This is a genomic window from Pseudomonas sp. SMV7 (genome assembly GCF_052041995.1).
GTDB lineage: Bacteria > Pseudomonadota > Gammaproteobacteria > Pseudomonadales > Pseudomonadaceae > Aquipseudomonas.
This window is the reverse complement of record NZ_JBKGGT010000016.1, coordinates 43,140-66,089: the sequence shown is the minus strand read 5'-3', so window position 1 is coordinate 66,089 and position 22,950 is coordinate 43,140. Positions and strand designations below refer to the sequence as shown.

Genomic DNA, 22,950 nt, shown 5'->3' with positions numbered 1-22,950 from the left:
GAGTGCAGATACACTTTGTACAGAAGAGCCCATGACCTCTCAAATCATCTCACTGGATGGTGGCAAATGCCGCTTGGCTCAGCCATGCGTCTGGACGAGTGATGGTCGGCCCCAACCCCCTCACCCCAACCTATTTCAGCGGAACGTAAACATCCGTCTCCCACTGCTCCACCGGTGTATTCGGATACACGCTTAAGTAATGAAAAAACAGCGGATGGTCACGCAGCTCTTCATTACTCGACGGCAACCAGTCCCGATACAGCGGATAGATCGTCTCACCGATATAGTCCGGCGACCCACGATGGCGAACCACCGCACAGCGCCCCGCCGGTAGGGTCAGCTCTTGCACGCCATAATCATTGGGCAACAAGGCCCCGTCCATCTCGCCGCAAATCGCGAAGCGAAAATCCTGCGCCGGAGTGGTGTCCGGGTTGTCGTATGGAATGCCGAAGGTGCGGCTGCTGGCCACCGGTGACTGGCCACTCTGCAGACGCCACTGGCGAAACCGCACGACGCTGTCGCCGAGGCTGGCCGGCGCGCCGCGGTGTTCGAGCGCGGCCACTCGGGTTTCGGCAAAGTCCACGATACGTATTTGCACGGTAATACTCTTGGATAACTGGGGAACACTGAATACCGCACTCCAGGTGTGCCAGTTCGGTGCCTTGGCGCACGCGCTCGGCGCCATGCCGAAGGCCCGCCGGAACGCCCTGGCAAAGGCCTCGGGGCTTTCGAACCCGGCCGCCGACGCGGCCTCCAGTACCGAAGCGGCAGGCGAGGCGGCCAACTGATGGGCCGCGCGCCGCAGCCGCATCAGTTGCACATAGCGCGAGACCGGCACGCCCATGTACGCCGAAAACTGCCGATGGAAGTGGAATGCCGAAAAGTGGGCGATCCGGCTCAAGGCGGCTACCGACAGGTCACCATCAAGATGGCGGTCGATATAGGCAAGCACGGCCTCGAACCGTTTGGCATAAGCATGGCCGTACGGTTGGTCAGTCAACGCAGGATGTCTCCGGGAGGTGTGGTGGGCGCTAGCGTCCTCCGTTTCGCCAGCATTGTGCCTAGCCGTGGTTGCTCTTTTCCAACACCTTCGGGAGTTCACAGCGCGCCGATGCGCTCCAGCTCTTCTTGCAACCCGTCCCGATCCAGCGAGGCAAACGGCAAGCTGAAGAACGCTTCGCAGCGCTTGCGGATATGCTCCAAGGTAGCGCGGAAGGCCGCGTCGATCCGCGTTTCGTCACCCTCGACCTCGGATGGGTCCTCCAGCCCCCAATGGGCTTTCAGTGCGGTGCCGAAGTACACCGGGCAGGCTTCGCCGGCAGCCTTGTCGCAGACGGTGATGACAACGTCCGGCGGGTTGCCTGCGAAGGCATCATTGCCCTTGCTGCTGAGGCCCTCGGTGGCTATACCGGCCTGTTGCAGGGTAGTGAGGCTGCGCGGCAGCACCTGGCCCCTGGGGAAGCTGCCGGCGCTGATCGCCTCGAACCCGGCAGGCGCCATATGGTTGAACAGGGCTTCGGAAAGGATGCTGCGGCAACTGTTGGCGGTGCACATGAACAGAACTCGCATGGAAAACTCCTCGCGCGGGGGCGGATATCAGAGGCTCAGGCGCAATGCCAGCGCCGACAGGGTGATCAGCAGCACGGGCAGGGTCAGTAAAATGCCGACCTTGAAGTAATACCCCCAGGTGATACGCACGCCCTTGCGCTCCAGCACATGCAACCACAACAGCGTGGCGAGGCTGCCAATGGGGGTGATCTTCGGTCCCAGGTCACAGCCGATCACGTTGGCGTAGACCATGGCTTCGCGCACCAGCCCCTCGGCGCCACTGCCCTGGATCGACAGGGCGCCGACCAGCACGCTGGGCATGTTGTTCATCACCGATGACAGCAGCGCCGACAGCAGGCCGGTGCCGATGGCGGCGCCCCACACCCCATGCTCGGCAAAGCGCTCGAGCAAGTGGCTGAGGAAGTCGGTCAGGCCGGCGTTCTTCAAGCCGTAGACCACCAGGTACATGCCAAGGGAAAAGATCACCACCTGCCACGGCGCTTCGCGCAGCACGCGGCGGGTGGAGATCCGGTGGCCGCGTGCAGCGACCGCGAACAGCAACGCGGCGCACACGGCCGCGACCGCACTGATCGGGATGCCGAGCGGCTCCAGGGCGAACAGGCCGACCAGCAAGACCAGCAGCGTCCACCAGCCCACCACGAACGTCGCCTGGTCGCGAATCGCCGCGCGCGGCGCCTGCAAGGCCTCGATGGCGTAGTGCTTCGGCAGGTCGCGACGGAAGTACAGGAACAGCACCAGCAAGGTGGCGGCCACGCTCGCCAGGTTCACTGGCACCATCACCGAGGCGTACTCGGCGAACCCCAGCCTGAAGTAGTCGGCGGAGACGATGTTCACCAGGTTGGACACCACCAGCGGCAGGCTGGCGGTGTCGGCGATGAAACCCGCCGCCATGACGAATGCCAGCGTGGCTGCCGGCGAGAAACGCAAGGCCATCAGCATCGACATGACGATGGGGGTAAGGATCAGCGCCGCGCCATCGTTGGCGAACAGCGCCGATACCGCGGCGCCCAGCAGTATGCAGAAGGCGAACAAGCGGTAGCCGCTACCCTTGGCCCAGCGCGCCACATGCAGCGCCGCCCACTCGAAGAAACCGGCTTCGTCCAGCAGCAGGCTGATGATGATGACGGCGATGAAGGTGGCGGTGGCGTTCCAGACGATGGCCCACACGGTCGGTATGTCGCCCAGCGACACCGCGCCGGCCGCCAGTGCGATCAGCGCGCCGAGCGCGGCGCTCCAGCCGACGCCAAGGCCCTTGGGTTGCCAGATGACCAGGATGAGGGTGAACAGAAAAACGCTGAGTGCGACTAGCATGGCAGGCTCGATAGGCATTGGATTCAGCAGCAGGCGCCGGCTCGGACAGGGCGACCGTCCATGTTCTGCAGGCGCTCGGTGTTGGCTTGCAGCCATTGGGCGTTGGCTTTCAGGGTCACCTGCAGCAGCTCGATGGCCCAGCCGGGCAGGGCCGGGTTGAGGCGGTAATACACCCATTGGCCCTGGCGGCGGTCCAGCAGCAAGCCACTGCTACGCAGTTGCGCCAGGTGCCGACTGATCTTCGGCTGGCTGTCGCCCAGGGCGCACACCAGCTCGCACACGCAAAGCTCGCCGAGGCTGGCGATCAGCAGGGTGGCGCGCGCGCGGGTTTCGTCGGCCAGGCTTTTGAACAGTTCTGGAGGGGTGATCATGCTGAGGCTCGTTACATATGGATAGGCGAATATACGGATTACCATATGTTTGAGCAAGTATCGGAAGCCAGCGAGCCAGACGGCTTGCGAGCGGGGTACGACCGGCATCAAAGCGAGCAGACTTGACTCGTGAAATTTTTACTGTATTTTTTCATGAAAAATAACTCTAAAAATTTCACGGCAGTCCGAATCGATGAAGATGCACGAAGAGGTTGAAGCCCTCGCGATCCTTATTCACGACCTGCGCAAATTCAAGAACCTTACCCTGGGCGAGCTGGCCGCGCGGATCAACCGCTCGGTGGGCTTCCTGTCCCAGGTCGAACGTGGGGTTTCGCGCCCGAGCGTGGCCGACCTCACCGCCATCAGCGAAGCGCTTGGCGTCTCCACCGCGTACTTCTACAACCTGAGCAAGCCCCGTGGCATCAGCTGGGTCACGCGCCCTCACGAACGGCGCACGCTGTACCTGGAATCGGGCATCACCGATGTATTGGCTTCACCGAGCATCACCGGTGCCTTTGCCATGCTCGACAGCCGTCTCGAGCCAGGCGCCTGCAGTGGCGAGCCGTACCTGACCGACCGTTCCGAGCAGGGCTGTTTCGTGCTCGAAGGCGAACTCACGGTCTGGCTGGACGGCGGCGATGCCGTGACCCTGCAGGCCAACGACTGCTTCCAGCTGCACCCCCACGCGCAATTCCGTTACGCCAACCTGACGCAAACCACCACCCGTGTGCTCTGGGTCTTCAACTGAATTCGTTCACCTCACAAGGACAAGAAGATGAGTGTCATCTTTCCGGATCTGCTGACAGAAGTGCGCGCATTTCGCGCCAGATACCCAGAAATACGGTATGTCGACCTGATTGCGCTGGATATCCCCGGGCACTTCTACGGCAAGCGCTACCCCATGGACATGCTGGAAAAGGTGGCCGCCGGCACACCGTTGAAACTGCCGCAGAACTGTGTGTTGCTGGGCACCCAGGGCGGCCTGTACCCGATCGGTGACTACTGCTTCGCCGACGGCGACCCGGATGCCGTCCGGCGCCTGGTGCCGGGTACCTTGAAGCCGGTGCGTTGGGAGCAGCAAGTGATCGCCCAGATGCTGATCACCTCCGATGGCACCGCCAGGCCGATCGAGTTCGAGCCCCGTGAGGTGCTGGCCCGTGTGCTGCAGCGTCTGGCCAGGCGCGGCATCCATCCGGTGGTGGCCTTCGAGCTGGAGTTCTACCTGTTCGACCGCCAGCTGGCCAACGGCCTGCCGCAGTACCCGCGCGACACGGCAAGCGGCGACCCGGACGACCAGCCGAACATGCACATCGAACGATTGTCGCGCTTTGCCCCGGTGCTGCACGAGATGGTCGACGTTGCCAACGAGCAGGGCGTGCCAGCGAACGTGATCACCGCCGAGCTGGGCCCGGGCCAGTTCGAGATCAACTTCTCCCACAGCGACGATGCCCTGAGCGCAGCCGACTGGTCGGCACTGTTCTGCCGCAGCACGCGTGGTGTGGCGATGAAACATGGCTATCGGGCCAGCTTCATGAGCAAGCCGTACCTGGACGCGCCGGGCAGCGGCATGCATGTGCACGTCAGCCTGTACGACGATGCCGGCAACAACCTCCTGGCGGCCGACGAGCAACGCAAGCTGCGCCATGCCGTGGCAGGCTGCCTGGAACTGCTGCCCCACTGCATGCCGATCTTCGCCCCGAACCACAATGCCTACCGCCGCTACGGCGCGATGGTCAATGCGGCAAGCAAGGCCAGCTGGGGTTTCGAAGATCGCGATGCGTGCATTCGCATCCCCGAGTCCGACCCGCGCAACCTGCGCATCGAGCACCGCCTTACCGGCGCCGACGCCAACCCGTACCTGGTCCTGGCGGCCATTCTGACCGGCATGGAGCATGGCCTGGACCGCGGCGTCGAACCCATCGCCCCGCTCAACGACAACCGCCAGAGTGGCATCGATTTCCCCAAGGAGGCCTTCAGTGCCCTGGCCGCCATGCGCCACCACCCGGTGGTCAACCAAGGCCTGGGCAGTGAGTTCGTGATGGTCTATTGCGAAAACAAGTACCAGGAGCAACAGGACTTCATGCGCCACATCGATGCCCGCGAATACCGCTGGTTCCTGTAGCGACCTGGGCTCACCCGAGCCCTCTCTTTCCAGCGTTTCAATACAACGCGCAACATGGATTTGCCGGAGGAAGATATGCCACGTGTGCCCGTGATCGGCATTACCGCATGCACCCGCGTGATCGAGCAGCATGCCACCCAGACCATCAGCGAGAAGTACGCACGGGCGGCGGCCAAGGCGGCGTGCGGGTTGCCGATCGTGATACCCAGCCTCGCCGAGCTGATTGACAGCGCCGATATCCTCGACGTGGTGGATGGGCTGATTTTCACCGGTTCGCCGTCCAACATCGAACCGTTCCACTACCAAGGCCCGGCCAGTGCTGAGGGCACCCATCACGATCCGCTGCGGGATGCCACTACCTTGCCGCTGATGCGTGCGGCCATTGCCGCCGGAGTGCCGGTGCTCGGCATCTGCCGCGGCTTTCAGGAAATGAACGTGGCGCTAGGCGGCAGCCTGCACCAGAACGTCCACGAGACCGGGCTGTTCATGGACCACCGCGAAGGCAAGGGCGAGCCCATCGAGCAGCAGTATGGCCCGCGCCACGCGCTGCATGTCGAGCCCGGCGGCATGCTCGAACGCATGGGGTTGCCGGCGCTCATCGAGGTCAACTCCATCCACGGCCAGGGCATCGATGTGCTGGCCCCCGGGCTGCGGGTGGAAGCGCTGGCACCCGATGGCCTGGTCGAAGCGATTTCGGTGGAGCACAGCAAGGGGTTTGCCCTGGCCGTGCAATGGCACCCGGAGTTCCAGGTCATGGACAACCCGTACTACCTGACCATCTTCCAGACCTTCGGCAAGGCCTGCCGGCAACGTTCGGTACTGCGTCAGAAGCTGATGCTGTCCGCTTGAATACGCCCGTTCGCAACCTACAAAAAATTACGGCGCAGCCCGGCTGCGCCAGCAGATGGAGTGAAACCAATGAGTGAACAGAATTCCCGCACCCTGGCCTGGCAGGCGATGAGCCGCGACCATCACCTGGCGCCGTTCAGCGATGTGAAGCAACTGGCCGAGAAAGGCCCGCGCATCATCACTTCGGCCAAGGGCGTGTACCTCTGGGACAGCGAAGGCAACCAGATACTCGACGGCATGGCCGGCCTGTGGTGCGTGGCGGTCGGCTACGGCCGCGATGAGCTGGCCGAGGTCGCCAGCCGGCAGATGAAGCAGTTGCCGTATTACAACCTGTTCTTCCAGACCGCGCACCCGCCGGCGCTGGAACTGGCCAAGGCCATCGCCGATGTCGCCCCGCCAGGCATGAACCATGTGTTCTTCACCGGCTCCGGCTCTGAAGGCAACGACACCGTGCTGCGCATGGTCCGCCATTACTGGGCGATCAAGGGCCAGAAGCAGAAGAAGGTGATCATCGGCCGCATCAATGGCTACCACGGCTCCACCGTGGCCGGCGCAGGCCTGGGTGGCATGAGCGGCATGCACCAGCAGGGTGGGCTGATCCCGGATATCGTGCATATCCCGCAGCCGTACTGGTATGGCGAAGGCGGCGACATGACCGAGGCCGACTTTGGCGTGTGGGCGGCCGAGCAGCTGGAGAAGAAGATTCTCGAGGTTGGCGTCGACAACGTCGCTGCCTTCATCGCCGAACCGATCCAGGGCGCCGGTGGCGTGATCATTCCACCGCAGACCTACTGGCCGAAGGTCAAGGAGATCCTCGCCCGCTACGACATCCTGTTTGTCGCCGACGAGGTGATCTGCGGCTTCGGTCGAACCGGTGAGTGGTTCGGCAGCGACTACTACGGCCTTGAGCCCGACCTGATGACCATTGCCAAGGGCCTCACCTCCGGCTACATCCCGATGGGCGGGGTGATCGTGCGTGATGAAGTGGCCAAGGTGATCAGCGAAGGCGGCGATTTCAACCACGGCTTCACCTATTCCGGCCACCCGGTGGCGGCTGCGGTGGGCCTGGAGAACCTGCGCATCCTGCGCGACGAGCAGATTATCGAGCAGGTGCGCGAGCAGACCGCGCCGTACCTGCAGCAGCGCCTGCGCGAGCTGGCCGACCACCCGCTGGTGGGCGAGGTGCGCGGCCTGGGCATGCTCGGTGCGATCGAGCTGGTGCAGGACAAGGCCACCCGCGCCCGTTACCAGGGCAAAGGCGTCGGCATGATCTGCCGCCAGCACTGCTTCGACAATGGCCTGATCATGCGCGCCGTCGGCGATACCATGATCATTGCGCCACCGCTGGTGATCAGCATCGCGGAAATCGATGAACTGGTGGAAAAGGCCCGCAAGTGCCTGGACCTGACGTACGAGGCTGTTGGTTAAGCGCCAGCCAGGGCCATCCGGGGCCGCAAGGCGGCCTCGATCTGCCCTCCCGAAACCTTGCTTTGTGCAATGAATCCTGTACTTTTCAGGGCATCAATTTCCCTGTCCGATAGTCGCGATTCAACATGAAAGTGCACGAAGAGATCGAAGGCCTGGCCGTACTGATTCGCGACCTGCGCAAGTTCAAGGGCCTGACCCTGGGCGAACTGGCCCAGCGCATCGGCCGTTCGGTGGGTTTTCTGTCCCAGGTCGAGCGCGGCGTCTCGCGGCCAACCGTGGCCGACCTCACGGCCATCAGCGAAGAACTCGGTGTCTCCACCGCCTATTTCTACAAGCTGGACAAGCCGCGCGAGCTCGACTGGGTCACCCGGCCACACGAGCGCCGTACGCTTCATCTGGCCGGCGGCATCACCGATGTGCTGGCATCGCCTACCATATCCGGGGCGTTCTCCATGCTCGACAGCCACCTGGAGCCGGGCGCCAGCAGCGGCGAGGAGTACCTGGACGACAGCTCGGAACAGGGCTGCTTCGTGCTCGAGGGCGAACTGACCGTGTGGCTGGATGGCGGTGAGCCGGTAACGCTGCGCGCCAGTGACAGCTTTCAGCTGCAACCGCATGCCAGTTTTCGTTACGCCAACCTGACCGACAAGCCCACCCGGGTGCTCTGGGTGTTCAGCTGAATCAACAGCACTCAAGGCTGGTTATTTACGCGCTTGGTCATCAGGCGCAGTTCACGCGGCTGTCAGGAAGGCTGCCAGCACGCCAGGAAGGAACCTCTCATGTCATACCGACTTGCCATCTTCGACTTTGACGGCACGCTCGCGGACTCCTTTGCCTTCTTCGTTGCGGTGTTCAACCAGGTGGCCGACAAGCACGCCTTCAACCGCATTCGTCCGGAAGAACTGGATGCCTTACGCCTGCTCGGAGCCCGGGAGATCATGTCGCATATCGGCATGCCGCGCTGGAAGCTACCGCTGGTAGCGCGAACCTTCATTGGCCTGATGAAGAAACATCGCGGCTCGATCGCGCTGTTCCAGGACATCGCCGATACGTTGAGCCAGCTTGATGAGCAGGGGCTGATCCTGGCAGTGGTATCTTCCAACTCCAGGGACAATGTCACGCAAGTGCTGGGCCCCAGCTGTCGCCATATCCGCGCCTTTGAATGCGGGGCGTCCATTTTCGGCAAGGCATCGCGCTTGCGTCGGCTCGTGCGCAAGTTCGGCGTGGCGCCAGAGCAGGTCATCTATATAGGTGACCAACCTACCGATGGTGAAGCCGCAGCGACAGCGGGTATCGCATTTGGCGCGGTTGCCTGGGGCTACGGTACCCCTGAAGCATTCGGCACGCTCCACGGCCATGAGTGGTTTGCCGAGGTCGGCGAATTGCGGCGCCTGGCAACAAGCCCCAAGGCGGCGAGTACGGCAAACCACATGCCGTAAATCACCCTCGGCACGCTGCAAGAATGGCCACGTAATGGCCGACGTGTCCCCTGATATGAGGCGGTTTCGTACGAGACGAAATCGATCACTGGCAAAGGAGTGCATCACCTTGAACAACACCGACCGGGCCTTGCTGGGCGCAGGGCTTCTGATTCCTGTCTGGCTCTTGCTTGGCGTATCCCTGACCGCGCTTGGCTATCCGGGCTACAACCACCTCGACCAGGCGATGAGCCAGTTAGGGGCGGTGGGCGCCCCGACTCATGCGTATTCCGCGTGGGTGAACAATTTCCCTCTGGGGCTGCTGTTCGCGCTTTTCGCCTTGGGGGTGGCGCGACGTTTCGCCGGTTCGCGCCTGGCCCGGTGCAGCGCCGCGTTGATACTGCTACACGGCCTGGCCAGTTTCGCCACGGGCCTGTTTGCCTGTGACGAGGGCTGCGTACCGGCACAGCCTTCCATTTCCCAGCACATCCACAATGCGGCAGGCCTGGTCATGTTCCTGTCGTTGACGCTGGCGAGCGCGCTGTGGTGTTGGCTGGGCAAGCGATTGCTCGGCTCGCCGGCGTTCGCAGGTTTCTCCGGGCTTTGTCTGGTCCTGGCAATCGCCACCGTGGCGATGATGGGCAAAGCCATGGCAGACGGGCACGGGTTTGGCCTGTATCAGCGACTCAATTACGGCGTGTCCGTGGTCTGGGTCGCTGCGCTGGCATGGGCTGCGCTGCGTGGCAACCAGACACAGTCCGCAGCGCTGCTCCAGCGGTAGCTGTGAGCGCCTGCCGGCCCTGCATGGACAAGGCAGTGGGTTGTCGCCGGGGCAGGGCGGTTTGGCAACCTGCCAGTATTGTCTGATCAGCGCACAGGGTTTAGCGTGCAGCGCTCATTTCAAGGAAGATTTGCCAATGAAACGGACCCTGCCGCTGTTATTCGCCTGCGCGCTGTTCCCCCTGCAAGCCTGGTCGGCCCTCGAAGTCGGCCAGTTCACCCTGGGCATGCCCAAGCCGCAAGCCATGGCCATTCTGCAACAGCAGTTCGGCGAGGTCGAGCAGTTGACGGGCTATCACTACCAGGTACCCACCGAGTTCGTTCAGGGGCGTAACCCGAAGGGCGATTTCAACCTTGGCGGTATTCCCATCACGCAGGTAAACGCGTCCTTCAACGAGACCGACCAGCTTCGTCAAGTGGAGCTGCGCTTGGCCAGCACCGACGAGGCGCGGGTCCAGCAGCTGCTGCCGATGACCCGGCAGGCCAAGCCTGTGCCGAACAGCGGAGGCCGGCTCGAGGCGTTTTCTGCCGACGGAGAACTGGTGTACTGGGTGTCCAGAGAGCGGGGCTGGACGGTGGTGACTATCGCTGACAAGGCCAGCTCGGAGCAGAACGTCAGGGCGCGGGCCAAGAGCGATGAACGCTTCGCCCAGCCGAACCGCAAGTTCGACAAGCTGATCGAGACGGCCGAGGCGGCACAAGGGAAGCACTGATCGCCAGGCAGTTCCGCAGCCCGATCGCGAAGCCCGCGCCTACAACAACGCCAGCGCAGCCCGAACAGCAGTGCGAACCCCGCGTCGGTTTCAGGATGCGCCTGGTCGCTCGCACGCAACCCTCCGGCGCCACAAGTGCCATGCTTGCAGGATGCCTCGGACCAGTACGCGCAGACGTGCGGCCGCAGGCAAGGAGGCCGCTGGCACCACGCAACCGTGACGTGGCCGGCGTGCCGCAGCAGAACACGCCGGATACCTGCCCTTACAACCATTCAGGCGGGGTCCGTGATGCCGAGGTCCGCTGTATGCCTGATGATTTGCTCCACCTGCCCGTGATCCGCGACATTCTCGCCCGCGACAAGGATACCCCCGGCGCCCTGTTGCCGATCCTGCATGCCATCCAGCGCGCCATCGGCTACGTCCCCGATGCCGTCGTTCCCGAAATCGCCCATGCGCTGAACCTCAGTCTCGCCGAGGTGCGCGGGGTGATCAGCTTCTACCACGATTTCCGCACCACGCCACCGGCGCGCCATACCCTGCGCCTGTGTCGTGCCGAGTCGTGCCAGAGCCGGGGGGCCGAGGCGCTGGCCGCGCAACTGCGCGAGCAGCTGGCGCTGGACGACCATGGCACCAGCGCCGACGGCGCCATCAGCCTGCGCCCGGTCTATTGCCTGGGCGCCTGCGCCTGCTCGCCGGCCCTGGAGCTGGATGGCCAGGTCCATGCGCGCCTCACCCCCGAACGCCTGCGGGCGTTGGTCAACGCCTGCCGGGAGGACGCCGCATGCTGAAGCTGTACATCCCCTGTGATTCGGTCGCCCGTGCGGTTGGCGCCGACCAGGTCGCCGATGCCTTGCAGCGTGAGGCCGAACGCCGCCAGCTGGCCGTGGACATCCAGCGCACCAGCTCACGCGGGCTCTACTGGCTGGAGCCGCTGCTGGAGAGCGACAGTGCGCACGGGCGCCTGGGTTTCGGCCCGGTTTGCGTTGAAGACGTACCGGCCTTGCTCGATGCGTTGGCCGGTGAACCCGCTGGCCACGTGCTGGCGCTGGGCCCGGTCGAGCAAATTCCCTATCTCCAGACCCAGCAGCGCCTGTTGTTCGCCCGCGCCGGCATCACCCGGCCCTTGTCGCTGGACGATTACCGCGCCCATGGCGGTTTCGCCGGCCTTGCAGCAGCTGTCGCCCTGGGCGGTGCCGATGTGGTCGCCGCCGTGCTCGATTCCGGCTTGCGTGGCCGCGGTGGCGCGGCCTTCCCCGCGGGCATCAAGTGGCGCACCGTGCGTGACGCCGGGGCAGAGCAGAAGTACGTGGTGTGCAATGCCGACGAAGGCGACTCGGGTACCTTCGCCGACCGCATGCTGATGGAAGGCGACCCGTTCCTGCTGATCGAAGGGATGATCATCGCCGGCCTCGCCGTGGGCGCCGACAAGGGCTACATCTACGTGCGCTCGGAATACCCCGACGCCATCCGCGTGCTCGACCAGGCCTTCGCCATCGCCCGCGAGGCTGGCTACCTTGGCCACGACGTGGCCGGCAGCGGCCAGGCCTTCGACCTGGAAGTGCGGGTCGGCGCCGGTGCCTATATCTGTGGGGAAGAAACCGCACTGCTCGAGTCCATCGAAGGCAAGCGCGGCATCGTCCGTGCCAAGCCACCGCTGCCCGCGTTGCAAGGCCTGTTCGGCTTGCCGACGCTGGTGCACAACGTACTGACCCTGGCCTCGGTGCCGGTGATCCTGGCCAAGGGCGCGGCGTTCTACCGTGACTTCGGCATGGGCCGCTCGCTGGGCACCATGCCGTTCCAGCTGGCCGGCAACATTCGCCACGGCGGGCTGGTCGAGCGAGCCTTCGGCCTGACCCTGCGCGAGCTGGTGGAAGGCTATGGCGGCGGCACGGCCAGTGGTCGGCCGCTGAAGGCTGCGCAGGTCGGTGGCCCGCTCGGCGCCTGGGTGCCGCCCAGCCACTTCGATACGCCGCTGGACTATGAAGCCTTCGCGGCCATGGGCGCGATGCTCGGCCATGGCGGTGTGGTGGTGGCCGACGACACCCTGAACATGGCCAGCATGGCGCGCTTCGCCCTGCAATTCTGCGCCGAGGAATCCTGCGGCAAGTGCACCCCGTGCCGCATCGGCTCGACCCGCGGCATGGAAGTGGTCGACCGCCTGATCGCCACCAGCGACCTGACCGAACGGCATGACCAGGCCTTGTTGCTGCGCGACCTGTGCGACACCCTGCAGTACGGTTCGCTGTGCGCCATGGGCGGCATGACCGCCTACCCGGTGGCCAGCGCCCTGAAGTACTTCCCCGCCGATTTCGGGCTGACCCACACGGAGGCCGCGCAGTGATCAATTTCTTCGACCCCGCTTCTGATAAAAGCAGCGACCTCGGCACCCCGGCGCGCGACAGCGAAGTGCAGGTCAGCCTGAGCATCGATGGCCGTTCCGTGACCGTCCCCGCCGGCACTTCGGTAATGCGTGCCGCCGCCATGCTTGGCACCAGCATCCCCAAACTGTGCGCCACCGACAGCCTCGAAGCCTTTGGTTCGTGCCGCATGTGCATGGTGGAAATCGAAGGCATGCGCGGCTACCCGGCGTCCTGCACCACGCCGGTCAGCGAAGGCATGGTGGTGCGCACCGAAACCCCACGCCTGGCCGGGCTGCGCCGCAACGTCATGGAGCTGTACATCTCCGACCACCCGCTGGACTGCCTGACCTGTTCCGCCAACGGCAACTGCGAGCTGCAGACCGTGGCCGGCCAGGTCGGCCTGCGCGAGGTGCGCTATGGCTACGACGGGGCCAACCACCTGGCCGAAAAGAAAGACGTGTCCAACCCGTACTTCGATTACGAGCCAAGCAAGTGCATTGTCTGCAGCCGCTGCGTGCGTGCTTGCGAGGACATTCAGGGCACCTTCGCCCTGACCATCACCGGCCGCGGCTTCGAGTCCCGCGTGGCGGCGGCGGGAGGGGACAACTTCCTCACCTCCGAATGTGTGTCATGCGGTGCCTGTGTGCAGGCCTGCCCGACCGCAACCTTGACCGAAAAGAGCCTGGTGCAGTTGGGCCAGCCCGAGCGCTCGGTCGTTACCACCTGCGCCTACTGCGGCGTCGGCTGTTCGTTCCGCGCCGAAATGAAAGGCGACCAGCTGGTGCGCATGGTGCCGGACAAGAATGGCGGCGCCAACCACGGCCATGCCTGCGTCAAGGGCCGTTTCGCCTGGGGCTACGCCACCCACCCGGACCGCATCACCAGGCCGATGATCCGCAAGCGCCTGGAAGACCCCTGGCAGGAAGTCAGCTGGGACGAGGCGGTGAGCTACGCGGCCAGCGAGTTCCGCCGCATTCAGCTCAAGTATGGGCGCGACTCGATTGGCGGCATCACCTCCAGCCGTTGCACCAACGAAGAAGCCTACCTGGTGCAGAAGCTGGTACGCACCGCGTTCGGCAACAACAACGTCGACACCTGCGCGCGGGTGTGCCATTCGCCCACTGGCTACGGCCTCAAGCAAACCCTGGGTGAGTCCGCCGGTACCCAGAGCTTCGATTCGGTGATGCAGGCCGACGTGGTGCTGGTGATCGGCGCCAACCCCACCGACGCGCACCCGGTGTTCGGTTCGCAGCTCAAGCGCCGCCTGCGCCAGGGCGCGCGGCTGATCGTGATCGACCCACGCCGCATCGACCTGGTCGATTCGCCGCATGCCCGCGCCGAGCTGCACCTGCAGTTGCGCCCGGGCACCAACGTGGCCATGCTCAATGCCCTGGCCCACGTGATCGTCACGGAAGGCCTGCTGGCCCAGGACTTCATCGACGCGCGCTGCGAGACTGAGGCATTCACCCGCTGGCGCGATTTTGTCAGCCTGGCGGAAAACGCCCCTGAGGTGCTCGGCCCGGTTTGTGGCGTACCCGCCGAACAGATTCGCGCTGCCGCCCGGCTCTACGCCAGCGGCGGCAACGCAGCCATCTACTACGGCCTGGGCGTGACCGAGCACAGCCAGGGCAGTACCGCAGTGATGGGCATCGCCAACCTGGCCATGGCCACCGGCAACATCGGCCGTGAAGGGGTAGGGGTGAACCCGCTGCGCGGGCAGAACAACGTGCAGGGTTCCTGCGACATGGGCTCGTTCCCCCACGAGCTGCCCGGCTACCGGCACATTTCCAACGAGGGCGTACGCGCCGAGTTCGAGCGTGCCTGGGGCGTGACCCTGCAGCCTGACCCGGGCCTGCGTATCCCCAACATGTTCGAGGCGGCGCTGGACGGCAGTTTCAAGGCGCTGTACTGCCAGGGCGAGGACATTGCCCAGAGCGACCCCAACACCCAGCACGTCACCGCAGCCTTGCTGGCCATGGAGTGCGTGGTGGTGCAGGACATCTTCCTCAACGAAACCGCCAAGTTTGCCCATGTGTTCCTGCCGGGCAGCTCGTTCCTGGAAAAGGACGGCACCTTCACCAACGCCGAGCGGCGCATCTCGCGCGTGCGCAAGGTGATGGAGCCGCTGGCCGGCAAGGCCGACTGGGAGGCGACCGTGGCCCTGGCCAATGCCCTGGGCTACCCGATGAACTACCGTCACCCGTCCGAGATCATGGACGAGATCGCCCGCCTGACGCCGACCTTCCATCGCGTCAGCTACGCCGAAATCGACCGCCACGGCAGCCTGCAGTGGCCGTGCAACGACGCCGCGCCGGACGGCACACCGACCATGCACATCGACCAGTTCGTGCGCGGCAAAGGGCGCTTCATGCTCACCGGTTACGTGGCCACCGACGAGAAGGTCAACAACCGCTACCCGCTGCTGCTGACCACCGGGCGCATCCTTAGCCAGTACAACGTCGGCGCCCAGACCCGGCGCACCGCCAACGTCGCCTGGCATGACGCCGACCGCCTGGAAATTCACCCGACCGACGCCGAAAGCCGCGGCATCCATGATGGTGACTGGGTCGGCATAGGCAGCCGCGCCGGGCAGACCGTGTTGCGCGCCAAGGTCAGTACGCGGGTGGCCCCGGGGGTGGTGTACACCACGTTCCACTTCCCCGAATCGGGAGCCAACGTAATCACCACCGACAACTCCGACTGGGCCACCAACTGCCCCGAGTACAAGGTGACGGCGGTGGAGGTGGTAAAGGTATTCCAGCCTTCGCAGTGGCAGAAGCGTTACCAGGACTTCAGTGAGGAACAGCGGCGGTTGCTGCAGGAACGCCGTAGTGCAGAAAAGGCCGAGGTGCGCCGATGAGTGTCGACAACCTGGTCAAGATGGCCAACCAGATTGCCCATTACTTCGACAGCGAGCCGGACCACGCGCTGGCGGTGCAGGGGGTACGCAACCATCTGCACAGCTTCTGGACGCCGGCGATGCGCCGGCAACTGGTGGAGCGGATCGAGGCCACTGCAGGGGAGGGGCTCGACCCGAAGGTGCGGGAGGCGTTGGGCTAGCCACCGGGCTGCTTGGCAGCCCATCGCCGGCCAGCGCGCACAGGTACCGCGTCAATTTATCCGCGAAGCAGGCGACGCGGTGGCTGGCACCGGCTATGCCGGTGATCGCGGCTGAAGCCGCTCCTACAGGTGCAGCGTCAACTGTAGGCGCGGATTTTTCCGCGAAGCGGGCAGTGAGCTGCAAATGACGCGAGGTCAGTGCGGTCGCTGTGGGTGCTGGCTTACCGGCGACAGGGTCCCGACAGGCTGGATTCAGCCGCGGGCCAGCTCGGCCAGGTGGGCAATGGCCTCTTCGCTCTTGAGCACCAGCACATCCCCCACCAGCGCATCCAGCACCACTTCCGAGGTATTGCCAATCAATGCCCCGGAAATTCCCGTGCGGCACACCGTACCGATCACCGTCACCACCGCATCGAGCTTCCGCTCGGTATGCGGAATCAGCACATCTGCCGGCCCTTCGGCCACGTGCAAGCGCTCCTCGCTGATGTCGTACTCGGCCTGGAACGCCTTGCATGCCTCGCGATAACGCTGTTCGATGGTCTCGCTCAACTGGTACACCGGGTCCGAGGCCGACAGCATTGGCGAAGGATGCGCGCTGATCACATGCAGCTCGCCCTTGGCCAGCTCGGCAATCTCGAAGCCATGGTCGATGATGCTGGCATGCAGGCGGCGGTGGTCTTCGTCCTGGTTGCCCACGTCCACGGCGGCGAGGATCTTGCCACCGGCCCATGGTCGCTCGCTCTTGACCATCAGCACGGCGCTCGGGCACTGGCGCAGCAGTTTCCAGTCGCTGGGGGTAAGCAGGGCCTTTTTCAGCGGGTTGTCCGGGCGGTGTTCCTTGATCACCAGCTCGCAGCCTTCGGCCTGCTGCACCGTGATGATCGGTTCATGCAGGCTGTCATGCCAGGCTTGTTCATGGGTGACGTTGTCGTAGCCGTCATCATGCAGTTGGCTGCCGAGCAGGCTCAGCAGTGCGCTGTGGTCATGCTTCTTGTCGCACATCAGCAAGTGCAGGCGCGCGCCGGTGACGCCGGCAATCAGCTTGGCCCGGGTCAGGGCCCGGCTGTGGGCGTGCGTAGGGTCGAGCACGACGAGGATGCTGCGGACGGCTTGCATGGGCGTGAACTCCGTTCAAAGGTGGCGACCAATGCCTGACTATAGTCGGCGCTTCCCCCGCTGGCGCTTGATACACATCAAGCATAGTCACTGGCGTCGCCCGTCGCCGCCGGTATAATCGCCAGCCCTGCCTGGCCTGTGTGGTTGCACGCTTATGTCCCTGATCCCCGAAATCGACGCCTTTCTTGGTTGCCCGACGCCAGATGCCTGGATCGAAGCGGCGCTGGCCGACCAGGAAACCCTGCTGATCGACCACAAGAACTGCGAATTCAAGGCCGCCAGCACCGCGTTGAGCCTGATCGCCAAGTACAACACCCACCTTGACCTGATCAACATGATGTCGCGCCTGGCCCGCGAGGAGCTGGTGCACCACGAGCAGGTGCTGCGCCTGATGAAACGCCGTGGCGTGCCGTTGCGCCCGGTGTCGGCGGGGCGCTATGCGTCGGGGCTGCGGCGGCTGGTGCGGGCCCACGAGCCAGTCAAGCTGGTCGATACGCTGGTAGTCGGGGCGTTCATCGAGGCGCGCAGCTGCGAGCGTTTTGCCGCGCTGGTGCCGCACCTGGACGAGGAGCTGGGCCGCTTCTACCACGGCCTGCTGAAAAGCGAAGCGCGCCATTACCAGGGTTACCTGAAACTGGCGCATCACTACGGCGATGAGGCAGACATCGCCCGCCGGGTGGAACTGGTCCGCGCAGCGGAAGTCGAGCTGATCCAGTCAGCGGATCAGGAACTGCGCTTCCACAGTGGTATCCCACTGGCGCAGGCCGCCTGACTCGCACCCGGCGGCCCGGGCCTCAGTGGCGGCGCCCCAGCAGCAGCCCGACCAGCAGCCCGAGGCCGGCAGAAACCGCCACGGTCTGCCACGGGTGGCCACCGATGTAGTCCTGGGTCGCCTCCACCACCGGTTGTGCCTTGTTGCGCACCCGGTTGGCGGCATGGCGCGCCTGACGCAGTTTCAGGCTCACCTGGGCGCGCAAGGTTTCTGCCTCGTCACCTACCAGGGCGGCGCTATCGTTCAGCAGCCGTTCTGATTCTTCGATCAGCGCCTGCAGTTCACTGAATACCTGGTCCTTGATCTGATCGCTGTCAGTCAGCGTGGCGTTTTTGCGGGCCATGAACGCGTCCTCGTCGATGGTTGGTTTGAACAATGGATACCGGTGCGCCAGAAAAGTTGCCTCGGCGCGTGGCTGAGCTGTTGGTGTAAGATAGCCGCCATTTACGATCAGGCAGGTGATTCATGAGTTTCAATCTGGCCAACATGAGCTTCGAGGAACGGGCACAGATCGAGGCAGAGAAGGCCCGGCTGTTCGAGCTGTGGCAGAACAACCTGGGCAAGGCCAAGGGCGAAGCGGCGCGGCTGATCGCCGAAAAGCCCCGGCGCAAGGGCAAGTGGGCCGAGTGGGTGCGTGCCGAGCTGGACGGCATGTCGCCACCGGAATACGCCAACATGGTGCGCAGCGAAGTCAACAAACTGATGGCCGCCGCCAGCGCCAACCGCTGAGCAGCCCTGGCCCGGCGCCTAGCGGTAGGTGCCCTTGGGCAGGTCCAGCTGGCCTTCGTCGGTAAAGCGCACCGTCCCCAGCGCGCCGCCGGCCAGCTTGCCGCGTAGCTTGTAAGGCAAGCCCTGCAGCGAATCCACCTGGCCCAGCCCATAGGCCTGGCGCAGGACGGCGAATGCCGTGATGCTCACCGGCACCACGACCACTGTTTCGCCATACCGGCCGATATGCCCTTGCTGGTCACTCACCCCAGCGGCCAGCGGCTGGCCGTTCACCTCCAGGTTCAAGGCAATGCCGTCGTAGTCGATCGGCGTCTCATTAGGGTTCTGCACGCGCATTTTCACGGCCATGCGCAGCTCCAGTTCCTGCCCTGGCAGCGGCTCGATGCCGATCACGCTGATCGTCACCGGGTCGCGTGGCTGGAGCAGGGCACAGGCCGCCTGGGCGCAGGCCAGCAGCACGATCAGCGACAGGCGGGTGTAGCGATACAGACGGGCAGTCATGGCGGACGACCTTGTCGTAGTGAGCGGTCGGTCAGTGTGGCAAATGCGTGACGGCGTTGAAAGTGTCGGTACAGATGAAAGATACTGTTTCTCATTCACGTCCGATAATTTCTCTTACTGGCCGTACCTACCCCATGCTGACTTCACCCGTGTCGGGCCTGTTGACGAGTTTCCAGGAACACTACGACGACCTGCTGCAATTCTTGACCCGGCGCATGAGCGACCGCCAGCGGGCCGCCGATGTGGCGCAGGAAACCTACCTCAAGCTGGTCAACATCGACCAGCAGGCGGTACCGGTGCTGCATGCGCGGCGTTTCATCTTCCGCGTGGCCGGCAACCTGGCGATCGATGCCTTGCGCCGCGAACAGCGCATCGCGGCCAGCCACGGGTATGGCGACGAGGCCGGCGAGGTAGCCTGCCCGGCACCGGCGCCGGAGGCTGCGTTGCTGGCCCGCGAGCGCTTGCAAGCCCTCGACCAGGCGCTGCTGCAGCTGCCCACCAATGCCCGCCAGGCCCTGTTGCTCAACCGCATCGACGGCCTGACCCAGGCGCAGGTCGCACAACGGCTGGGCGTCTCCGAGAGCATGGTGGCCAAGTACATCGGCCAGGCCCTGCGCCATTGCCGCAACCACCTCAGGCAGGCAGGGCTGGCTGCTGCACTGTTGCTGGCCGTTGGTGCGGCCGGTTGGCAGCAGGCGCCGGTGCTGCTGGCGGATTATCACACCGGGGTAGGGCAGCGGCAGGTCATTGTCCTGGCCGACGGCTCGCGGGTGACGTTGAACAGCGCCAGTGCCCTGAGCGTGGTGTTCAATGACCACGAACGGCGGGTAGTGCTGGAGTCCGGGGAGGCCTTGTTCGAGACCCGCGATGATCCGCGGCCGTTTGTGGTCGACACCGCCGGCGAGCCTGTGCAGGGCAGTGCGGCCACCTTCAGCGTACGCCGTGATGGCCATGTGGTGCTGGCGCGCGGCGAGGCCAGGGTTGGCGGGCATGCGCTGCCCGTCGCTGCCGATGCCAGCGCGCAGATGGCCTGGCAGCGCGGCAAACTGATCTTCAACGGCAAGCCGCTGGGGCAGGTGCTGGCGGAGCTCGAGCGTTACCGGCATGGGCGGATCGTGTTGTCGGACAGCAAGCTGGCGGCGATGGAAGTCAGCGGGGTGTTCGACCTCGATGAGCCGCAAGCGCTGTTGCGGACCCTGGAGCAGCGCTATGGCCTGCGGGTTACCTACCTGCCGTGGCTTGCAGTGGTTTATTGATTTGCCTGTGCGTGCCGCTTCGCGGCACGGGAATGGAAATATTTTCCATTTGCCACTGCAAGTTTCGGCACGCCAGATCGTCGTAGGGGGACTGATCAGCAACTCATTCTCATTTACGACTTGTCTGGAAGCTCATCCGTGCCTCTGATGCTCAAGCCCTTGCCCCGCCGCCGTGTCCCTTTTCACCACGCCCTGATCTCCTGCAGTGCCCTGGCCCTGTTGCTCGGCCCGCTGCACGCAGGCGCCGCGACTGCTGCCGAGCAGGCCCAGGTCCAGGCGCGCCAGGTCCAGCTGGACCTGCCAGCCCAGCCCCTGGATCAGGCCCTGACCCACTTCGCCGACCAGGCCGGCCTGCACCTGCTGTACACCACCGCCGATGTCGCCGGCCAGGCCAGCCCGGCCTTGCAGGGCAGCTACAGCATCGAGCAGGCGCTGCAGCAGCTGCTGGCCGGCAGCGGCATGCGCTGGCAGTTCAGCGATGCCGGCACGGTGACCCTGCACAAGGCCGAAACGGCGCCGCAGGCCGTTAACCTAAAGCCGATCGAAGTCAGCGTGGCCTCGCGCACCAGTACCGCGATCAGTGAAATCCCCGGCACCGTGTGGGTGGTCGACCAACAGCAGCTGCGCGAGCAGATCGACAGCGGCGTCAGCCTGAAGGAAGCCATCGGCAAACTGGTGCCAGGCCTCGACCTGGCGCCGGAAGGGCGCACCAACTATGGCCAGAACATGCGCGGGCGCAACGTACTGGTGATGATCGACGGGGTCAGCCAGAACAGCTCGCGCGGCCTGTCGCGCCAGTTCGACAGCATTTCGCCGTTCAACGTCGAGCGGGTCGAGGTGTTGTCCGGCGCCAGCGCCATCTACGGCGGCGGCGCCACCGGCGGCATCATCAACATCGTGACCAAGAAGGGCGAACCGGGCCCGGCGCGCTTCGAGACCCAGCTTGGCGCCAGCAGCGGCTTCAACAACAGCGACGACCTGGCCACCCGTATCGCCCAGTCGATCAGCGGTGGCAACGAGCGGGTCAATGCCCGCCTGGGTATCTCCGGCGAGCAGAACGAAGCCTTTTACGACGGTGCGGGCGAGCAGATCTTCATCGACAACACCCAGACCGACCTGCAGTACAACCGCACTGTCGACGTGCTCGGTACCCTCGGGCTGCAATTGAACGACCAGCAGAGCCTCGACCTGCTGGCCCAGTACTATGACTCGGGTAACCATGGCAGCACGGGTATCTACTTCCCCAACCTGAACTACAACGCCCCGTCCGACCTGGAAGACGCCGAGCTGCGCAGCGGCTACTCGTCCGGGCTGGAGCCGCGTACCCGGCGCCTGCTGCTCAACGCCAACTACCACCACACCGACGTGCTGGGCCAGGATTTCTACCTGCAGGCCTCGTACCGCAAGGAAAACGACAACTTCTACCCGTTCCCGTACTACAACCGCGCCACCCCCACGGGCTCGCGCGGGGTGTACTTTGCCGCCTCGCAGCAGAACTTCGAGGTCACCAGCCTCAAGGGCCTGTTCGCCAAGCAGTGGGACACGCTGAAGCTGACCTATGGTGTCGATCTGGACCATGAGCGTTTCAATGCCCAGCAGACCACCTTCAACGCCCAGACTTCCTCCGAATCCGGCGGCCTGCAGCTGGACAAGGACAGCAAGGCCGCGCGCTACCCCAGCTATCAGGTCGACGGTGTTTCGCTGTATGCCCAGCTGGACTGGCATGCCAGCGACAACCTGACCCTGTCCGGTGGCGCACGGCGCCAGCAGATGGACGTGGATGTCAGCGACTTCAAGGGCGTGCCGGGTGGTAGCAACGATTACCAGGTCAACCTGTTCAACGTCGGCGCGATCTACGACTTCAAGAACGGTCACCAGGTGTGGACCAACTACGGCGAAGGCTTCGACCTGCCCGACCCGGCCAAGTACTACGGCAAGCCCGGCCTGAGTGTCGCCGACAACCCGCTGGCCGGTATCAAGAGCCGCCAGGTGGAACTGGGCTGGCGCTATGCCGACCTGGACTGGGATGCCCAGGCAGCGCTGTACTACATCTGGTCGGACAAGATCATCAACGTCGATTCGCGAACCCTGACCATTGATGTGGAAGAGCAGAAGAGCCGTGACTTCGGTTTCGAAGGTGCGCTGACCCGCCACTTCCAGAGCGGCTGGGAAACCGGCGGCACGTTGCACCTGACCCGTTCCGAAGAAGAGGATGCCGATGGCGACTGGATCAAGCGGGATGCCCGCTATGCCTCGCTGTCCAAGGCCACCGCGTTTGTCGGCTGGAAGGGTGACGGGCGCACGGCGCGGTTGCAGGCCAACCACGCGTTCAGCTTGAAGGACGACGCCGACCACGAGATCGACGGCTACACCACCTTCGACCTGCTGGGTAGCCAGGACACCGGCTTCGGCACCTTCAGCGCCGGCATCCAGAACCTGCTGGACAAGCAGTACAGCACGGTGTGGGGGCAGCGCGCGACGCTGTTCTACTCGCCAACCTACGGGCCGGCGTACCTGTATGACTACCAGGGACGTGGGCGCACCTACACCCTGACCTGGAGCATGGCTTACTAAACCTGGCCCCGGGGTGAAATT

Annotated in this window: 23 protein-coding genes; 16 read left to right on the top strand and 7 right to left on the bottom strand. The window is 64.5% G+C overall.

Annotation, left to right across the window (positions count from 1 at the left end):
- Nucleotides 1-130: 130 nt before the first annotated feature.
- The 4 genes from ACLEJP_RS18920 to ACLEJP_RS18905 form a co-directional block, all read right to left on the bottom strand.
- A complete protein-coding gene (locus ACLEJP_RS18920; RefSeq protein WP_440808796.1) occupies nucleotides 131-1,000 on the bottom strand; it encodes an AraC family transcriptional regulator in 870 nt (289 codons plus the stop codon).
- A gap of 98 nt (nucleotides 1,001-1,098) precedes the next feature.
- Nucleotides 1,099-1,569 (bottom strand): arsenate reductase ArsC, encoded by a 471-nt coding sequence (locus ACLEJP_RS18915; protein WP_440808794.1) that lies wholly within the window; start codon nucleotides 1,567-1,569, stop codon nucleotides 1,099-1,101.
- 27 nt (nucleotides 1,570-1,596) lie between these two features.
- The gene (locus tag ACLEJP_RS18910) at nucleotides 1,597-2,880 is read right to left on the bottom strand and encodes an arsenic transporter (protein WP_440808792.1); all 1,284 of its coding nucleotides are present in this window, start codon (nucleotides 2,878-2,880) and stop codon (nucleotides 1,597-1,599) included.
- A gap of 23 nt (nucleotides 2,881-2,903) precedes the next feature.
- Nucleotides 2,904-3,251 carry a metalloregulator ArsR/SmtB family transcription factor gene (locus ACLEJP_RS18905; RefSeq protein ID WP_440808790.1) on the bottom strand — a complete coding sequence of 116 codons (348 nt, stop codon included), beginning with the start codon at nucleotides 3,249-3,251 and terminating at the stop codon, nucleotides 2,904-2,906.
- 193 nt (nucleotides 3,252-3,444) lie between these two features.
- Here ACLEJP_RS18905 and ACLEJP_RS18900 point away from each other — a divergent pair, with 193 nt between their 5' ends.
- From ACLEJP_RS18900 to ACLEJP_RS18845, 12 genes are all read left to right on the top strand, one after another.
- A complete protein-coding gene (locus tag ACLEJP_RS18900; RefSeq protein WP_440808787.1) occupies nucleotides 3,445-3,999 on the top strand; it encodes a helix-turn-helix domain-containing protein in 555 nt (184 codons plus the stop codon).
- 27 nt (nucleotides 4,000-4,026) lie between these two features.
- Nucleotides 4,027-5,373, top strand: a complete 1,347-nt coding sequence (locus tag ACLEJP_RS18895) for a glutamine synthetase family protein (protein ID WP_440808785.1) — start codon at nucleotides 4,027-4,029, stop codon at nucleotides 5,371-5,373.
- A 75-nt stretch (nucleotides 5,374-5,448) separates the two neighbouring features.
- The gene (locus ACLEJP_RS18890; RefSeq protein WP_440808783.1) at nucleotides 5,449-6,222 is read left to right on the top strand and encodes a gamma-glutamyl-gamma-aminobutyrate hydrolase family protein; all 774 of its coding nucleotides are present in this window, start codon (nucleotides 5,449-5,451) and stop codon (nucleotides 6,220-6,222) included.
- Nucleotides 6,223-6,291: 69 nt separating this feature from the next.
- A complete protein-coding gene (locus tag ACLEJP_RS18885; RefSeq protein WP_440808781.1) occupies nucleotides 6,292-7,650 on the top strand; it encodes an aspartate aminotransferase family protein in 1,359 nt (452 codons plus the stop codon).
- 125 nt (nucleotides 7,651-7,775) lie between these two features.
- Nucleotides 7,776-8,330, top strand: a complete 555-nt coding sequence (locus ACLEJP_RS18880) for a helix-turn-helix domain-containing protein (RefSeq protein WP_170029128.1) — start codon at nucleotides 7,776-7,778, stop codon at nucleotides 8,328-8,330.
- A gap of 99 nt (nucleotides 8,331-8,429) precedes the next feature.
- Entirely contained in the window at nucleotides 8,430-9,089 is a 660-nt protein-coding gene (locus tag ACLEJP_RS18875) for an HAD hydrolase-like protein (RefSeq protein ID WP_440808780.1), read from the top strand.
- Between the two features lie 109 nt (nucleotides 9,090-9,198).
- Nucleotides 9,199-9,849 (top strand): DUF998 domain-containing protein, encoded by a 651-nt coding sequence (locus ACLEJP_RS18870; protein WP_440808778.1) that lies wholly within the window; start codon nucleotides 9,199-9,201, stop codon nucleotides 9,847-9,849.
- A gap of 136 nt (nucleotides 9,850-9,985) precedes the next feature.
- The gene (locus tag ACLEJP_RS18865; protein ID WP_440808776.1) at nucleotides 9,986-10,561 is read left to right on the top strand and encodes a hypothetical protein; all 576 of its coding nucleotides are present in this window, start codon (nucleotides 9,986-9,988) and stop codon (nucleotides 10,559-10,561) included.
- Between the two features lie 305 nt (nucleotides 10,562-10,866).
- Entirely contained in the window at nucleotides 10,867-11,349 is a 483-nt protein-coding gene (locus ACLEJP_RS18860; protein ID WP_440808773.1) for a formate dehydrogenase subunit gamma, read from the top strand.
- Nucleotides 11,343-12,902, top strand: a complete 1,560-nt coding sequence (locus ACLEJP_RS18855; protein WP_440808772.1) for a formate dehydrogenase beta subunit — start codon at nucleotides 11,343-11,345, stop codon at nucleotides 12,900-12,902. Before ACLEJP_RS18860 ends, ACLEJP_RS18855 begins: the two co-directional genes overlap by 7 nt.
- On the top strand, nucleotides 12,899-15,781 hold the full coding sequence (fdhF, locus tag ACLEJP_RS18850) for a formate dehydrogenase subunit alpha (protein WP_440808770.1): 2,883 nt from the start codon (nucleotides 12,899-12,901) through the stop codon (nucleotides 15,779-15,781). Before ACLEJP_RS18855 ends, fdhF begins: the two co-directional genes overlap by 4 nt.
- A complete protein-coding gene (locus ACLEJP_RS18845) occupies nucleotides 15,778-15,981 on the top strand; it encodes a formate dehydrogenase subunit delta (protein ID WP_440808768.1) in 204 nt (67 codons plus the stop codon). The genes fdhF and ACLEJP_RS18845 overlap by 4 nt, the downstream gene beginning before the upstream one ends.
- Before the next feature lie 252 nt (nucleotides 15,982-16,233).
- Here the strand turns inward: ACLEJP_RS18845 and ACLEJP_RS18840 are convergent, their stop codons facing one another.
- A complete protein-coding gene (locus ACLEJP_RS18840) occupies nucleotides 16,234-17,097 on the bottom strand; it encodes a universal stress protein (RefSeq protein WP_440808766.1) in 864 nt (287 codons plus the stop codon).
- A 154-nt stretch (nucleotides 17,098-17,251) separates the two neighbouring features.
- Here ACLEJP_RS18840 and ACLEJP_RS18835 point away from each other — a divergent pair, with 154 nt between their 5' ends.
- Nucleotides 17,252-17,869 carry a tRNA-(ms[2]io[6]A)-hydroxylase gene (locus ACLEJP_RS18835; protein ID WP_440808764.1) on the top strand — a complete coding sequence of 206 codons (618 nt, stop codon included), beginning with the start codon at nucleotides 17,252-17,254 and terminating at the stop codon, nucleotides 17,867-17,869.
- A 22-nt stretch (nucleotides 17,870-17,891) separates the two neighbouring features.
- On the opposite strand, the gene ACLEJP_RS18830 is transcribed toward ACLEJP_RS18835, so the two are convergent.
- Complete coding sequence (locus ACLEJP_RS18830; protein ID WP_440808763.1) at nucleotides 17,892-18,212, bottom strand: DUF883 family protein; 321 nt, start codon at nucleotides 18,210-18,212, stop codon at nucleotides 17,892-17,894.
- A 122-nt stretch (nucleotides 18,213-18,334) separates the two neighbouring features.
- On the opposite strand from ACLEJP_RS18830, the gene ACLEJP_RS18825 reads away from it, so the two are divergent.
- Nucleotides 18,335-18,598 carry a hypothetical protein gene (locus ACLEJP_RS18825; protein WP_025338356.1) on the top strand — a complete coding sequence of 88 codons (264 nt, stop codon included), beginning with the start codon at nucleotides 18,335-18,337 and terminating at the stop codon, nucleotides 18,596-18,598.
- Between the two features lie 18 nt (nucleotides 18,599-18,616).
- Here ACLEJP_RS18825 and ACLEJP_RS18820 read toward each other — a convergent pair whose 3' ends face one another.
- Nucleotides 18,617-19,099 (bottom strand): LEA type 2 family protein, encoded by a 483-nt coding sequence (locus ACLEJP_RS18820; RefSeq protein ID WP_440808761.1) that lies wholly within the window; start codon nucleotides 19,097-19,099, stop codon nucleotides 18,617-18,619.
- A 134-nt stretch (nucleotides 19,100-19,233) separates the two neighbouring features.
- On the opposite strand from ACLEJP_RS18820, the gene ACLEJP_RS18815 reads away from it, so the two are divergent.
- Nucleotides 19,234-20,355, top strand: a complete 1,122-nt coding sequence (locus tag ACLEJP_RS18815; RefSeq protein WP_440808758.1) for a sigma-70 family RNA polymerase sigma factor — start codon at nucleotides 19,234-19,236, stop codon at nucleotides 20,353-20,355.
- Nucleotides 20,356-20,502: 147 nt separating this feature from the next.
- Nucleotides 20,503-22,929: a TonB-dependent siderophore receptor gene (locus ACLEJP_RS18810; protein WP_440808879.1), complete on the top strand. Its 2,427-nt coding sequence runs from the start codon at nucleotides 20,503-20,505 to the stop codon at nucleotides 22,927-22,929.
- The last annotated feature ends 21 nt before the right edge of the window (nucleotides 22,930-22,950 follow it).